Raw genomic sequence first — 14,558 nt, 5'->3', positions numbered from 1 at the left:
CCATGGAGCGGATTCCGATTCTGCAGATGGGTGACTTTTTGCTGGTCACCATCCAGGTGGACATGCATGACCAGCTGGCGCTGACGCTGCAGGACGATTTGTCCGAGCGGATCAGCAAGACCTCGGCACGGGGCGTGCTGATCGATATCTCGGCGCTGGACATGGTCGACTCTTTCATCGGCCGCATGATCGGCATGATTTCCGGTCTGTCGCGCATCATGGACGCCGAGACCGTGCTGGTCGGCATGCAGCCTGCCGTGGCCATCACCCTGGTGGAACTGGGCATGACCTTGCCGGGGGTGAGCACTGCGCTCAACGTCGAGCGCGGCATGACGCTATTACGCGAGCGGGCTTATTCACAATGAACGTGCGTAGCAGCGGCACCCAGAGCATTCAGATCGAGCAGGACGTGGTGCTGGCCCGGCAAATGGCGCGCAAGCTGGCGCAGGACTGCGGCATGCGCTTGATCGACCTGACCAAACTGGTAACGGCGGTCAGCGAACTGGCGCGTAACACCATGGTGTACGGCGGTGGCGGCGACATGGACTGGGAAATCGTCGAGGACGGCGTGCGCACCGGTGTGAAGCTGACCTTTCGCGACGAAGGTCCTGGCATTCCCGACCTCAAGCTGGCCATGACCGATGGCTGGACCTCCGGCGGCGGACTGGGCCTGGGGCTGACCGGGGCCAAGCGCTTGGTCGATGACTTCCAGCTGGACACAGCGCCCGGGGCGGGCACGCGGGTGACGATCTGCAAATGGACTTGAGACTGCACAGCCATCTGACGCACGTGGTAGCCATCGAAGATTCAAGCCAGGTCGGCCACGGGCGGCGCATTGCCCAGCGGCTTGCCGAGCAACTGGGCTTCGATGACACCGATTCGGGCCGAGTGGCACTGGTGGTGACGGAACTGGCCAGCAATATCCTCAAGCACGCCAGCAATGGCGAGCTGCACCTGCGGGCGTTGCCCGGCGCTGTGCGGGGGCTGGAAGTCATCGCCATCGATCGGGGGCAGGGTTTTGACCTGCAGGATTGCCTGGCCGATGGCTTTTCCACCCGTGGCACCCAAGGCATCGGCCTGGGTTCGATCCTGCGTCAGGCGCAGGTGTTCGACGTGCATACCGACAGCCGCGGAACCGTACTCTTGACACGCTTCTATCCGCGTTCGGCGGTGGTCAGGGACCTGCGGCTGGGGGTGACCCAGCACTCGCTGCATGATGATCCAGCCTGTGGCGATGCGTGGGAGGTCGCCATCAGTGATCGGCAAATAAGCATCTTGATGATCGACGGCCTGGGTCACGGACCGGACGCCGAAGAGGCGGCGAAGGCGGGCACACTGGCGTTCAACCATGACCCGTTTGCTGATCCGGTACTGCTGCTCGAGGACATTCATCGCCAGATGCAAGGCACGCGCGGTGGCGCGGTGGCGGTGGCGCAATTCGATAGTGCCCAGGACAACCTGCGTTTCATCGGTATCGGCAACATCGGCGCGACGCTGATCGGCGAGGAGAAATCACGTGGTCTTGCCTCGCACCCCGGCATCGTTGGCCTGCAGTACCGCAAGATACCGGCGGTGGCCTACGGGCAATGCGCCGGACAGCTTTTGATCATGTACAGCGACGGCCTGCAATCTCGTTGGAATCTTCGCGACTATCCGGGTCTGATGTATCGACACCCGGCCATTATTGCGGCAGTGCTGCATCGTGATTTTTGCCGGGGCAGGGATGATGTAACGGTATTGGTGACTGCTCTGGAGACGCTCGATGACTGACAACCCCGCCCATGGCGCCCTTGAGGCGTCAGCGGAACTGCGGCAACTGCGTGGCGAAGCCGCCGCCTTGCGCGCGGAGCTGGATGAAACCAATCAGGGCGTGTTGGCACTGTATGCCGAGCTTGATACCCAGGCCGAGCAACTGCGTCAGGCGTCTGACCTTAAGAGCCGCTTCCTCTCGTACATGAGTCATGAGTTCCGCACGCCACTGGGTTCGATACTCAGCATCGCCAGCCTGCTCACTGACGAACTCGATGGGCCGCTGAGCCCCGAGCAGCACAAGCAAGTGTCGTTCGTCAGCACCGCTGCGCGGGAGCTGAGCGATATGGTCGACGACCTGCTCGATCTGGCCAAGATCGAGGCCGGACGCATCAGCATTTCGCCGGCATGGTTCGACATGTTCGATTTGTTCTCGGCCCTGCGCGGGATGTTCCGGCCTATCGTCGACACGTCGGCTGTGGACCTGATTTTCGAAGAGCCTGTCGGTTTGCCACGGCTGTACACCGACGATAAGAAGCTTGCGCAGATTCTGCGCAACTTCATTTCCAACTCGCTGAAATTCACCCAGCGAGGCGAAGTTCGCGTATCGGCCAGCCTGGAAGGCGAGCGGGAGGTGCGCTTTGCGGTGACGGACACCGGCATCGGCATCCCGCCGCAATTGCATGGCGCGCTATTCGAAGACTTCATTCAAGTTGATTCGCCCTTGCAAAAGCGTTTGCGCGGCACGGGCCTGGGGTTGTCATTGTGCAAGCGTTTCGCCGAATTGCTGGGAGGGCGCGTGGGACTGGAAAGCCAGCCCGGCGTCGGCTCCACGTTTTATGTGGTGATTCCGTTGGCACTGGCCCAGGAGCAAGGTGATGAAAGCTGACTCCCGGCTGCTGATCGTCGATGACAATCAGGCTACTCGCTACGCGTTGCGCCGGCGCATGGAGCGCCATGGGTTTGTGGTGCAGGAGGCGGGCACGGGGACCGAGGGCCTGGCGTTGATCGCCGGGCGGGTTCCGGATGCGCTGATTCTCGACGTCAACCTGCCGGATATGAGTGGCTTCGACATCGTGCGCCAGCTACGCAGTGAGCCTCGCACGGCGTTGCTGCCAGTGGTGCACGTATCGGCGGCGTCGATCCAGACCGGCGATATCGTCACCGGTCTTGAGGCCGGAGCCGACGCCTACCTGGTGCACCCGGTGGACCCCGATGTGTTACTGGCCACCCTGCGCACGCTGCTGCGGGTGCGCGATACCGAATTTGCCCTGCGCGACAGCGAGGACCGTTTTCGCGAGATTTTCGTCAACGTCTCGGCGCCGATCGCGGTCATGGACGATCAGCTAAAGGTCCATGAATGCAACCACGCGTTCTCTCGGCTGATCGCCCAGGGGGCGGCCGAGGATGCGGTTTTGCAGTGCTTGAGTGACGATCAGGCGCCAGCGATCGCCGGCCTGAGCAAGGCCCTGGTAGCGGGGGAACGCTGGAAGGGTACTCTGTGCATGCTGGTTCAAGGCGATCTGCGCGAAACCGAATGGCAGGTGTCGCCCTATCGCATCGATGGCCTGAGCCTGGTGTTCGTCGAGGACGTGACCGAGCACCGCCGCCGCGAGCAGTCGCATTTACAGCAACTGGACAGCGTCAACACGCAATTGGCCCACGAAGTCGCCGAGCGCGCGCGGACCGAGGCTCAACTGCTGCAGGCGCAGAAAATGGACGCTATCGGCAAGCTCACCGGCGGCATCGCGCATGACTTCAACAATCTGCTGACCGGCATCGTCACCGGGCTTGAACTGATCAAGAAGCGCACCGAGGACGGACGTACGGAGAAAGTCCTGACCTACGCCGATGCGGCGCTAGCCTCGGCCAAAAGCGCAGCAAGCCTGACCCATCGCTTGCTGGCTTTCGCGCGTCAGCAACCGCTGGATACCCGGCCTGCGGACGTCAGCCAATACGTGCGCTCGCTGGAGGATCTGCTGAGCCGGACCATCGGCAAGCGCATCGGTCTCACGCTTGAACTGCCTGCCCGCAGCGCCGTGGCGATGGTCGATGCCGGGCAACTGGAAAGCGCCGTCCTCAACCTGGTGATCAACGCCCGGGACGCGCTGCCTCAGGGCGGCCATATCTGGATCAGTACCTACGAGGCTTACTCGCAGGGCAATCCACGTTTGGCCGACGGCTTGTATATTGCGTTGACCGTGCGCGACGACGGGGTGGGCATCGAGCATCACCTGATCGACAAGGTGTTCGATCCATTTTTCACCACCAAACCCATCGGTGAGGGTACCGGGCTGGGGTTGTCAACCATCTACGGGTTCGCGCGGCAATCCGGCGGCGATGTACACATCCGTAGCGTCGTCGGCCACGGCACCGAGGTGACCTTAATGCTGCCTGCAGCAACGGATCAAACCGTCGCGCCGCCCCCGGTGCCGGAAACCGCCGAGCTGGGCGCCGGTGAGCATGTCCTGATCGTCGAGGATACGGCGTCGGTGCGCATGTTCGTCAATGAGATCCTGACCGACGCGGGGTATCGCTGCACCCAGGCCGCGGACGTCAATACCGCACTGTCACTGCTGGAGCACGATTTGTCGATCGATCTGCTGCTGACCGATGTGGGCATGCCACAGATGAACGGTCGCGAGCTGGCGCAGCGCATGCGCGATTGGCGTCCGAACGCGCCGGTGCTGTTCATGACCGGCTACGCGGAAAACGCGCTAAACCGGCAGCTGTTTCTGGGGGAGGGCATGGACATGATTACCAAGCCGTTTCAACTGACCGAGTTTTTGAATAAGGTCAGAACCATGCTGGATACCTGATCCCGGGGATTTTTCCAGCGATATCAGTGGGCAACGCGCCACGGCGGTACAAATTTTGTTAATGTTTACGCCAATTCAAATCAGTGCCAACCCTAGGGGCACGCACCGCTAACGAGCATTCGCGTTGAATGCGTTGGAGGTGAAGGAGATCCAGTTTTGACCCTCAGCCCGGAACTTCTCCAAAGCGCGATCGATAACTGCGCCCGCGAGCCGATCCAGATTCCCGGCAGTATCCAGCCGCAGGGATTCTTGCTGGTCTTCGACGAAACGACGATGACCATCGTCCAGGTCAGCGCCAACGTCCTCAGTTGGCTGGGCATGGAGCCGCAGACCCTTATCGGCGCCGAGCTGCCGCGTGTGTTCGACGATTGTCAGCGTTTGCTGGAACGTCTGGCGGCGCTGCCCGACGACGACCAGAACCCTTTCCACGTGGGCGATGTACGTTTCCTTGAGGGGACGCGCGCAGGCATGCCGATGGCGATGATGGTGCACCGCCATGATCAGGTCCTGATCGCCGAATTCGAGCCGGCCAGCGACATGAGTTCGGCATACGGCAACGTTTATCCGCTGATGCGTACGTTCATCAGCCAGATGGAAGAAACCGAGACCATCGAAGCGTTGAGCCAGCGGTCGGTGGCGGAGGTCAAGCGCATCACCGGGTTTGCACGGGTCAAGGCGTACCGTTTCGATGCCGACGGCAGCGGGCAGGTGTATGCCGAAGTGGCCGATGAGGGCTATCAGCGCTATGAGGGACTCAGCTTCCCTGCTGCCGATATTCCCGCACAGGCCAGGGCATTGTACCTGGCCAACCGCGTTCGTGTGATCGAGGATGCCAACTATCGCCCATCACCGCTGGTGCCGGCCAATAACCCGCTGACCGGTGCGCCCCTGGACCTGAGTTTCGCCACGCTGCGCAGCGTATCGCCGGTGCATCTGCAGTACATGCGCAACATGCAGACCTTGGCCTCGATGTCGATTTCCATCGTGGTGGGTGGTCAATTGTGGGGTCTCATATCCTGTCACCATGCTACGCCCCGCCCGGTGAGTTTCCAGACCCGCACGGCCTGCGAACTGTTGGGCAGCGTATTGTCCCTGCAGATCGAAACCAAGCAGGCCCAGATCAAGAGCCAGCGCATGCTCAGCCTGCGCCGCCAGATCGTGCAGATGCTCGCCTCGATGGCCGACCTGGACAGTGTCACCCGTGGCCTGCAGGCGATGCCGGAGGTACTGCTGGACTTCGTCCAGGCAAGCGGCGCCGCCGTGATCTCCGAAGCGACGCTGGATGTCTATGGCCAGACGCCGGAGCGCCAGCATATATACGACCTGACTCAGTGGCTGAGCGCGCGCGGCTCCCACGAGGTGTTTGCCTGTGACAACGTCGGTCGCGATATTCCCGAGCTGCCGCAGCTGAGCCAATCGGTCAGCGGCGTGTTGGCCATGGCGATCTCCGAGCTGCATTCCAATTACATTATCTGGTTCCGGCCCGAGTACGTCAGGGTGGTCAACTGGGCCGGCAAGCCGGAAAAAACCCTCAGCGAGAGCGGTTCGCTCAGCCCGCGCCACAGCTTTGCCCTCTGGCAGCAAACCATGCGCGGCTACTCGCGGCCGTGGGACGAACTGGACATCGAGGGCGTGGTGGAGCTGCGCGCGGCGGTGTTGGGCATTGTGCTGCGCAAGGCCGAGGAAATGGCCGCGCTGGCCGAAGAACTGAAAAAATCCAACAAGGAACTCGAAGCGTTTTCCTATAGCGTGTCCCACGACTTGCGTGCGCCTTTGCGTCACATCGCCGGCTACGCCGAACTGTTGAACGACATCGAAGGCGGCAAGCTGTCCGAGCGCGGGGTGCGTTTTTTGGACAACATCAGTGAATCGGCGCGTTTCGCTGGCACGCTGGTCGACAATCTACTGAGCTTCTCGCAGATGGGTCGTTCGGCCATGCGTTACTCGGAAGTGGACCTGAACGCGATGGTCGAATCCATCCGTCGGGAAATGCTCCCCGATTATGAAGGTCGCGACCTGCAGTGGCGTATCTCCGAACCCTTGCCGGTACTGATCGCCGATGCTGCGTTCCTGCATTTGGCCATGCGCAACTTGCTGTCCAATGCCATCAAGTACAGCCGCAATCAAAGCGCTGCGGTGATCGAGATCGGCAGTTACGAAGAAGACCGCAATGTGGTGGTGTACATCCGCGACAACGGTGTGGGTTTCGACATGCAATATGCCGGCAAGCTGTTCGGGGTGTTTCAGCGCTTGCACCGGATGGAAGAGTTTGAAGGCACCGGAATTGGCCTGGCCAGTGTGCGTCGGATCATCGAGCGCCATGATGGTTCGGTATGGGCCCAGAGCGAGTTGGGGCAAGGAGCCACCTTTTATTTTGCGCTACCCAAGCGCAGCCTCACTGTAACCCTTTGAGTGTCCGAGGAGACGCCCAGTGCTCAAACCCATTCTTCTGGTGGAAGATAATCCCAACGATCTGGAGCTGACCCTCGTCGCTTTGGAACGCAGCCAGCTGGCCAATGAAGTCATTGTGCTGAGGGACGGCGCCGAAGCGCTGGACTATCTGTTCCGCCGGGGCCAGCATCATGATCGTGTGGCGGGCAATCCGGCGGTGATGTTGCTGGATCTGAAGTTGCCCAAGCTTGATGGCCTGGAGGTTTTGAAAGCCATCCGCGAGGCCGAGGAATTGCGCAGTATTCCGGTGGTTATGCTGACGTCCTCTCGCGAGGAACCTGATTTGCAACGTGCGTATGCATTGGGGGTGAACGCTTACGTGGTCAAGCCGGTCGAATTCAAGGAATTCGTCTCGGCCATTTCTGATCTCGGGGTGTTCTGGGCCGTTCTCAACGAGCCGCCGCCTGGCTCGTTGCGGCTGGCACGCCGCCCTGGCTCCTGATTGGCCGGACTCCATGGCCTGAACCGTCCCGCGAACCGCGGCCGGCGAGGGCCTTTGCGCAATAAACGAACGACTAATCATGCCGCTAACGCTACTTAAACTGCTTCTGGTTGAAGACAGTCCGCATGACGCTGAACTGACCCTGCTCACGCTGGAGACCAGCGGGCTCAACATCGACGCCACCCTGGTCTACAACCATCAAGACGTGGAGCGAGAGTTATCGGCCGGACGTTTTCATCTGATTCTCAGCGATTACCTGCTGCCCGGTTCATCCGGGCCCGAGGTGCTTAACACCGCCCAGCGCCTAGCGCCGCAAACCCCGTTCATCTTCCTGTCAGGGATCTTTGGCGAGCAGCACGCGGTAGAGATGATGCGCATGGGCGCTATCGACTATGTGCTCAAGCAGAACCTGAAGATGCTGCCCAAGGCAGTGTTCCGTGCCGTTTCCGAAGTGCGTGAGCGGGAAAAGCGGCAGCACGCCGAAGCCACCCTGCAAGATGCCGAGGTGCGTGCGCATCTGGCGATCGAAGCGGCCGAAATGGGCGTATGGACGTATGATCCGCGCACTGAAACCCTGCTCTGGGACGAGCGCTGCAAGGCGCTGTACGGCGTGCCCGCGGACGCAGTAGTGAGCATGGCGTTTATGTTTGCCCGATGCCACCCGGACGACCGTGACCTGCTGCAAGACAAGGTCATCGCGGCGCTGGCGGCTGACACCGGGTTTCAGATCGAACATCGCCTGCTGACGGAAGGTGAAGGCGAGCGCTGGGTATTCTCCAATGGTCGTTCGTTATTCGAGGATGGCAAGTGCGTACGCTTTACCGGCGTCATGCAGGATATCAGCGAGCGCAAGCAGGCGACCCAGGCGCTGCATCAGCTCAACGAGATTCTCGGTGAGCGCGTGGTGCAGCGGACCCGCGAACGGGACCGTACCTGGGAGCTGTCGCGCGAACTGCTCGGCGTGCTGCGTTTCGACATGACCCCAATAGCCCTGAATCCGGCGTGGGAAAGCACACTGGGTTGGGCTCGTGCCGATTTTCATACACAGTCACTGGGGGAGCTGATCCACCTGGACGATCTGGAAGCGACGCTGCGCGAGACCGCCAGTGTGGCTCAGGGCAACGTGACCACGCGTTTCGTCAACCGGATGCGACATGCCGACGGCGGCTTCCGCTGGCTGTCCTGGACCATAGTGCCCGATGAAGGGCTGATGTACGCCGCTGTGCGCGACATCAGCAGCGAGCGCGCGGTGGTCGACGAACTGGCAGCGACCAATAAACGTTTGCGCGACCAGATTAAGGAGCGCGAGCGGGTGGAGGCAGCGCTGCAGCAGATGCAGCGCCTAGAAGTGGTCGGGCAGCTCACTGCGGGGGTGGCGCACGATTTCAATAACCTGCTGACGGTGATCCTCACCAGCGCCAACTTCCTCGCTCGGGACCTGGAGAAGGGCGTGTTCACCAAATCACCGCAGCGCTTGCAGAACATCCGCTCGGCCGGCGAACGCGGCGCCAAGCTGACCAGCCAGTTGCTGTCTTTCTCCCGACGGCAACGCCTGGAGCCGGTGGCCCTCAACCTCAACGACACCATCGGTGGTATGCGTGAGCTGCTCGGCCGGGCGTTGGGCGGCAGTGTCTGGGTGGAAACCGAGCTGGCCGATGATCTATGGAGTGCGCTGGTCGACCCGACGCAGACCGAGATGATCATTCTCAACCTGGCCATCAACGCGCGGGACGCCATGGCCCAGGGCGGTCAGCTGCGCCTGAGCACCTGGAACGAGATCGTCTATCGCTTGCCGCAACGCCCCGAAGACCCTGACCCAGGGGCCTATGTGGTGCTCTCGGTCAGCGACTCCGGTTGTGGCATGAGCGAGCAAGTGCTGGCCAAGGCGTTCGAGCCATTTTTTACCACCAAGGCCGTAGGCAAGGGCTCGGGGCTGGGTCTGGCGCAGGTTTTCGGCTTTGCCAAACAATCCAGCGGCGGGGTCAGTATCGACACTGCCGAAAACGCCGGGACGACGATCAAGGTGTTCCTGCCCAGTATCGCCCGCATTGCCAGCCCGGTGGTCAGCCTGTCGGACATGCCCGGACACGCTAACCCCGATGACTTGCAGCGCACCATTTTGCTGGTCGATGACGATGCTCAGGTGCGCTCGGTGACGTCAATGATGCTCAGCTCGCTGGGCTATTCAGTGGTCGAAGCCGAGAATGGAGACGATGCGCTGAAGAAGATCGATTCAGCGATCGAACTGGTATTGACCGACTTCGCCATGCCGAACATGACCGGCGCCGAACTGGCCGACATCGTCAAGCGCGAATACCCCGGGCTACCGATCATGTTCATCACAGGCTTCGCCGATATCGACATTCTCGACGTGGACCAGCAACTGATCGTGCAGAAGCCGTATAAGGAAGAAGAACTGGCGCGCAAGCTGGCGAATGTATTGATGAAAGCGGGGGCAGGGGTGGCTTCGTAGGCTCATCGTACTGCCTGTGCACGCCGTCGGGCCTGCAGCCGATCCTTGAATCGGCACCGCTGGGCAGCCGCCGTTGTTCGTGTGCCGTGCTAGCCGAAATGAAGAGACCTGCCCCGCGCGCCGTTGCAATCCGTTCTGTTCAGCCCTCCCGCGTCAGCACTTCCAGCAGTTCAATCTCGAATACCAGGTTCGAATCCGGCTTGATGTGGGCGCCCATGCTGCGCTCGCCATAGGCCAGGTGCGAGGGCACCAGCAGCTTGCGTTTGCCGCCGACCTGCATGCCCATCAGGCCTTGATCCCAGCCCTTGATCACCCGCCCCGTGCCGATCACGCACTGGAACGGCTTGCCGCGCTCCCAGGATGAGTCGAACACCGTGCCGTCTTCCAGGGTGCCGGTATATTGCGTGGTGATCAGCGCGCCCTTGACCGCCGCTTTGCCGGTACCTTGCAGCAGGTCGATGATCTGGAGTTCGTCGTGCATATCGGTGTCCGCTGTTGCATGTATGGATCGATTGATGAGCGGCGATGCTAGTCGCGCAGGCTGTTGCTGGCAATGCCCGCAGCAGGCAAAAAAAACGGCGCGTCCTGTGCGGGGCGCGCCGTTCGTTCAGCGGATCAAACACCCATCATGCGATGACGTCGCTGCTCCACTCGCCGTTGACCAGGCGCTTGAGCCCCAGCGGGTTGGCGTTTTGCAGCGCAGCCGGGAGCAAGCTGTCTGGATAGTTCTGGTAGCAGACCGGGCGCAGGAAGCGATCGATCGCCAGGGTGCCGACCGACGTGCCGCGGGCGTCGGAAGTCGCCGGATACGGCCCGCCATGGACCATCGCATCCGACACTTCCACGCCGGTCGGGTAGCCGTTGACCAGAATACGACCGACTTTCTCTTCCAGTACCGGCACCAGCCATTGGTACTTTTGCAAGTCGGCGGTTTCACCAATCAATGTCGCCGTCAGTTGACCGCGCAAGGCCAGCAGGGCGGCTTTGAGTTCGGCATCGTCAGCGACTTCAATCAGCAGCGTCGTCGGACCGAATACCTCTTCTTGCAGCAGTTCATCGCCATTGAGCAACATGCTGACGTCTGCCTTGAACAACTGCGCCTGAGCCTGGCGGCCCGACTGCGGGTTGCCAGCCAGATGCGTGACACTCGGGTGCTCCAGCAATTTCTGCACGCCTTTGCCGTAGCTGCGCAAGCCGCCTTCGTTGAGCATGGTTTGTGGCGCCTGGCCGGCCATGTGCTCTTTGAGCTGCTCGGTGAACGCGCTCAGGGCAGGGGAGCGAATCCCGATCACCACGCCCGGATTGGTGCAGAACTGACCGGCGCCCATGACCACCGAACCGGCCAGTTCGGAAGCGATGGTTGCACCACGAGCGGCCAGGGCGCCCGGCAATAGAACCACCGGGTTGATGCTCGACATTTCGGCGAAGACCGGGATCGGTTGCTCACGTTCTGCCGCCAGTTTGCACAACGCATTACCACCGTGCAGCGAACCGGTGAAGCCGACGCCTTGAATGGCCGGGTGCTTGACCAGACCTTCGCCCACGCCGCTGCCGAAGATCATGTTGAATACGCCTTTGGGCATGCCGGTTTTTTCGGCGGCGCGAATGATTGCGTTGCCCACCAGATCAGCCGTAGCCACGTGTCCGCTGTGTGCCTTGACCACCACAGGGCAGCCAGCTGCCAGCGCCGAGGCCGTATCGCCGCCGGCGGTAGAGAACGCCAGCGGGAAGTTGCTCGCGCCGAATACAGCGATTGGGCCTACACCGATGCGGTACTGCCGCAAGTCAACCCGTGGCAGCGGCTTGCGATCCGGCAATGCCTGATCGATGCGCGCGCCCAGGAAATCGCCGCGACGCAGGACTTTGGCGAACAGGCGCATCTGGCCGCTGGTACGCCCGCGTTCGCCCTGGATGCGACCGGCAGGCAGGGCGGTTTCCTGACAGACCAGCGCGACGAAGTCATCACCCAGGGCATCCAGTTCGTCGGCGATGGCGTCGAGGAATTCCGCGCGACGTGCCGGGCTCAATTGGCGGTATTCGAGAAACGCGCCTTTGGCCGCCAGCGCTGCGGCGTCGATTTCGCCGTCCGTGGCTTGATGGAAGGTGTAAGGCAGGGCTTCGCCGGTCGTTGCATCCAGACTCTTGTGGCGCGCTTCGCCGAGGCCACTGCGGGCGCCGCCGATGAAGTTCTCGCCGAGTACATTAGGCATCTGCTTCTCCTGTTATTGTTGGGTCAAGACGGTCAGGCTGTGCGCCTGACAGGAATCGGTGAGGTTACATGCTGGTCGAGGGCGAGAACCCCCGAGGGTATCGAAAGTTAACGGACATCATACAACCGCATTTTTATAGCCGCAAGCGGGGTGCCTATGGCTTCGTGGTGAGCCTATACAACGCCTCGCCACCGGTACGACGCCTCCATAAACAGCCTTTCAGAAATAGCGCACGTGCCAACGGTGGCGTTGGTTAAAGTCCTGCGCCGGCAAGCCGTGCTGCCCTCGCATCCTGTCTTCTAAAGGTCCGCTTGGCCTGCGGCAGCCCGGCCTGCCAGTGATGACATGCGTCATGTCGCCACCGGCAAGCAGTGTGAGTCAAGTCGAGACGAACTCAGGCGTTCGGCTCATCCGTATTGATATACGGCGGCACCTTGGCCAAGGGCAGCCTGCGGGCCTGCTCCACGCTGATGCCCGGACGTTCTGGTAGCGGGTCGAGTTTTTGCGGCTGACCGGTGCTCAGCGCGCGCTCCACGGCTGCCACGATTCGCACGTCACGCCAGCCTTCATCGCCATCGGGTTCCGGCTCGCGATCCTGAAGGATGCAGTCAGAGAAATACTGGGTCTCACCGCCGAACTGATCGACCACGGGATGGCGATGTTCGGTGGTCTTGCCGTCGATGGTTGCACGGTAAGCGATGCCTACGCCTTCGCCAAAGCCGAAACACGGCGAAGCCTCGAATTCTCCTTTGCTGCCGATCAACTGGAATCGTTCCGTGGAAGGCAGACTGTAGCTGACAGTAAACGTCGCCAGCCGCTCCTCGGCGAAACGCAGGGTGATGCTGACGGTATCGAACGTGTTGATCTCTCGCCCCGGCGTCTTGATCCCGACCGCGTGCACTTCCAGCGGCTCTGCGGCGAACAGGCTACGCACTGCATTGATCGGATACGGTCCCATATCAGCCACGGGTCCTGCACCGAAGCCGCTCTGCATCCGATGATTGGCCGGGTCGGTGGTTTGGGCGAATGTCGCGGTAAACAGCCGCGGCTCGCCAATGTCACCAGAGCGTACGCGGTTGACCATCTCCACCGTGCCGGGCTCGAAATGCAGGCGATAGGCGACCATTAACTTGGCACCGGAACGCTTCGCGGCGTCGGCGATCGCCAGGCAGTCTTCTTCACTGGCAGCCATGGGCTTTTCCAGCAGGACGTGGATGCCGGCCTCCAGCGCAGGCACGGCGAATTCACGGTGACGGAAGTTAGGGGTTGCCAGATAAATCGCGTCGATTTCGCCCGAATGCAGCAGGGCATCGAACTCGTCGTAGCGATAGCTCTTAAGGTCATACAGCGCGGCGAGTTCGTCGGCCTTGACCGGGTCACCCGTGACCAGCGCTGTCATCACCGAGTTGTCGGTCTGTTCCAGCCCGGGCATGAACGCGCCCTGGGAAATCCAGCCTCCTGCGACAACTGCATAACGTACCTTGCCGTTTGAATCAGGCATGAGAGGGCCTCCATTGTCAGCGGACGGTGTGTCCTGCACCTGTGTAGTCGGCAGGCCGAAGCGCTGGAAGTTCCATCAAATCCAGTGGCGTCACGAACACGATGACGTCGTGCGACGAACCGGGTGATCGGCAAATGCCGGGATTGTCGCTATCCTGCGCGCTGATACTTGCCCCTATCCTTTAATGCAGCCGGACGACGATCAAACATGGAGTTCACCAGCGGTTTTCTATTGAGCCTGTCCTTGTGCCTGGACATCGGCGTGGCCAACATCGCGATGATTACGCTGGCGATGCAACGCGGCTATCTGCAGGGTTTCTGGCTTGGTCTCGGCACGTGTTTCGGCGATCTGTTCTACGCCATTCTCGCGCTGGCCGGCATGGCGGTACTGCTGCAGTACGAATGGGTGCGCTGGACGTTGTGGATCGGCGGCTCCCTTCTATTAATAGGCTTCGCGGTCAAGATGGTGCTTTCGGCCCGGGGGCGTCACGGTGAGCTGGCCCTGGCCAGCGACGTGGACAACCGTTCGGGTTTGCGTGAGTTTTCCCGCGGCGTGTTTCTGGCGGTGTCTTCGCCGACCGCCATTCTCTGGTTCGCTGCGGTAGGTGGGACGTTGATCTCGCGGGCGGGCGGGCACGGCAGTCTCAGCAGTGCTTTTTTCCTTTCAGGTTTCTTCAGCGCCGGGGTCGCCTGGTGTGCGTTCATCTGTCTGGCCGCAAGCCACGGTGGACGTTTGCTGGGCGACAGGCTGCTGCGGTATTCCTACTGGGTGTCGGCGGCCATTTTTTGCTACTTCGCCGTTTACGTGATCGTGTCCGGGTATCAGGAGTTCATCGTCAACGCCGCCCAGGTCTGATGCATTTGGGTTTTTCTCGATGCAACGTTTGCGTCCATGCACGCTCATAGACATAAGC

General features: G+C 61.3%; 12 protein-coding genes. 9 read left to right on the top strand and 3 right to left on the bottom strand.

Annotated features, from left to right (window positions below; genetic code table 11):
* The first annotated feature begins 2 nt into the window (after nt 1-2).
* The 8 genes from B3I26_RS23090 to B3I26_RS23055 all read left to right on the top strand — a co-directional run bounded on the left by B3I26_RS23090 (nt 3) and on the right by B3I26_RS23055 (nt 9,934).
* Entirely contained in the window at nt 3-365 is a 363-nt protein-coding gene (locus B3I26_RS23090; RefSeq protein WP_062381930.1) for an STAS domain-containing protein, read from the top strand.
* Nucleotides 362-766: an anti-sigma regulatory factor gene (locus tag B3I26_RS23085; protein WP_296261113.1), complete on the top strand. Its 405-nt coding sequence runs from the start codon at nt 362-364 to the stop codon at nt 764-766. Before B3I26_RS23090 ends, B3I26_RS23085 begins: the two co-directional genes overlap by 4 nt.
* Nucleotides 757-1,770: an ATP-binding protein gene (locus tag B3I26_RS23080; RefSeq protein ID WP_296261112.1), complete on the top strand. Its 1,014-nt coding sequence runs from the start codon at nt 757-759 to the stop codon at nt 1,768-1,770. The genes B3I26_RS23085 and B3I26_RS23080 overlap by 10 nt, the downstream gene beginning before the upstream one ends.
* Nucleotides 1,763-2,638 carry a sensor histidine kinase gene (locus B3I26_RS23075; RefSeq protein WP_296261110.1) on the top strand — a complete coding sequence of 292 codons (876 nt, stop codon included), beginning with the start codon at nt 1,763-1,765 and terminating at the stop codon, nt 2,636-2,638. The genes B3I26_RS23080 and B3I26_RS23075 overlap by 8 nt, the downstream gene beginning before the upstream one ends.
* On the top strand, nt 2,628-4,568 hold the full coding sequence (locus B3I26_RS23070) for a response regulator (protein WP_296261108.1): 1,941 nt from the start codon (nt 2,628-2,630) through the stop codon (nt 4,566-4,568). The genes B3I26_RS23075 and B3I26_RS23070 overlap by 11 nt, the downstream gene beginning before the upstream one ends.
* 156 nt (nt 4,569-4,724) lie before the next feature.
* On the top strand, nt 4,725-6,980 hold the full coding sequence (locus tag B3I26_RS23065) for an ATP-binding protein (protein WP_296261107.1): 2,256 nt from the start codon (nt 4,725-4,727) through the stop codon (nt 6,978-6,980).
* Between the two features lie 19 nt (nt 6,981-6,999).
* Nucleotides 7,000-7,461 carry a response regulator gene (locus B3I26_RS23060; RefSeq protein WP_296261106.1) on the top strand — a complete coding sequence of 154 codons (462 nt, stop codon included), beginning with the start codon at nt 7,000-7,002 and terminating at the stop codon, nt 7,459-7,461.
* A 79-nt stretch (nt 7,462-7,540) separates the two neighbouring features.
* The gene (locus B3I26_RS23055; RefSeq protein WP_296261104.1) at nt 7,541-9,934 is read left to right on the top strand and encodes a response regulator; all 2,394 of its coding nucleotides are present in this window, start codon (nt 7,541-7,543) and stop codon (nt 9,932-9,934) included.
* A 139-nt stretch (nt 9,935-10,073) separates the two neighbouring features.
* Here the strand turns inward: B3I26_RS23055 and B3I26_RS23050 are convergent, their stop codons facing one another.
* The 3 genes from B3I26_RS23050 to B3I26_RS23040 form a co-directional block, all read right to left on the bottom strand.
* Nucleotides 10,074-10,415 carry an FKBP-type peptidyl-prolyl cis-trans isomerase gene (locus B3I26_RS23050; protein ID WP_296261103.1) on the bottom strand — a complete coding sequence of 114 codons (342 nt, stop codon included), beginning with the start codon at nt 10,413-10,415 and terminating at the stop codon, nt 10,074-10,076.
* Between the two features lie 145 nt (nt 10,416-10,560).
* Complete coding sequence (locus B3I26_RS23045; protein ID WP_296261102.1) at nt 10,561-12,144, bottom strand: aldehyde dehydrogenase (NADP(+)); 1,584 nt, start codon at nt 12,142-12,144, stop codon at nt 10,561-10,563.
* A gap of 394 nt (nt 12,145-12,538) precedes the next feature.
* Complete coding sequence (locus tag B3I26_RS23040; protein WP_296261101.1) at nt 12,539-13,645, bottom strand: Gfo/Idh/MocA family protein; 1,107 nt, start codon at nt 13,643-13,645, stop codon at nt 12,539-12,541.
* 207 nt (nt 13,646-13,852) lie between these two features.
* Here B3I26_RS23040 and B3I26_RS23035 point away from each other — a divergent pair, with 207 nt between their 5' ends.
* Nucleotides 13,853-14,500, top strand: a complete 648-nt coding sequence (locus B3I26_RS23035; protein ID WP_296261099.1) for a LysE family translocator — start codon at nt 13,853-13,855, stop codon at nt 14,498-14,500.
* The last annotated feature ends 58 nt before the right edge of the window (nt 14,501-14,558 follow it).

The organism is Pseudomonas sp. UBA5706, from assembly GCF_002419965.1.
Lineage (GTDB): Bacteria > Pseudomonadota > Gammaproteobacteria > Pseudomonadales > Pseudomonadaceae > Aquipseudomonas.
Note: the sequence above shows the minus strand (reverse complement) of the source record. Positions and strands in the feature narration are given on the sequence as shown.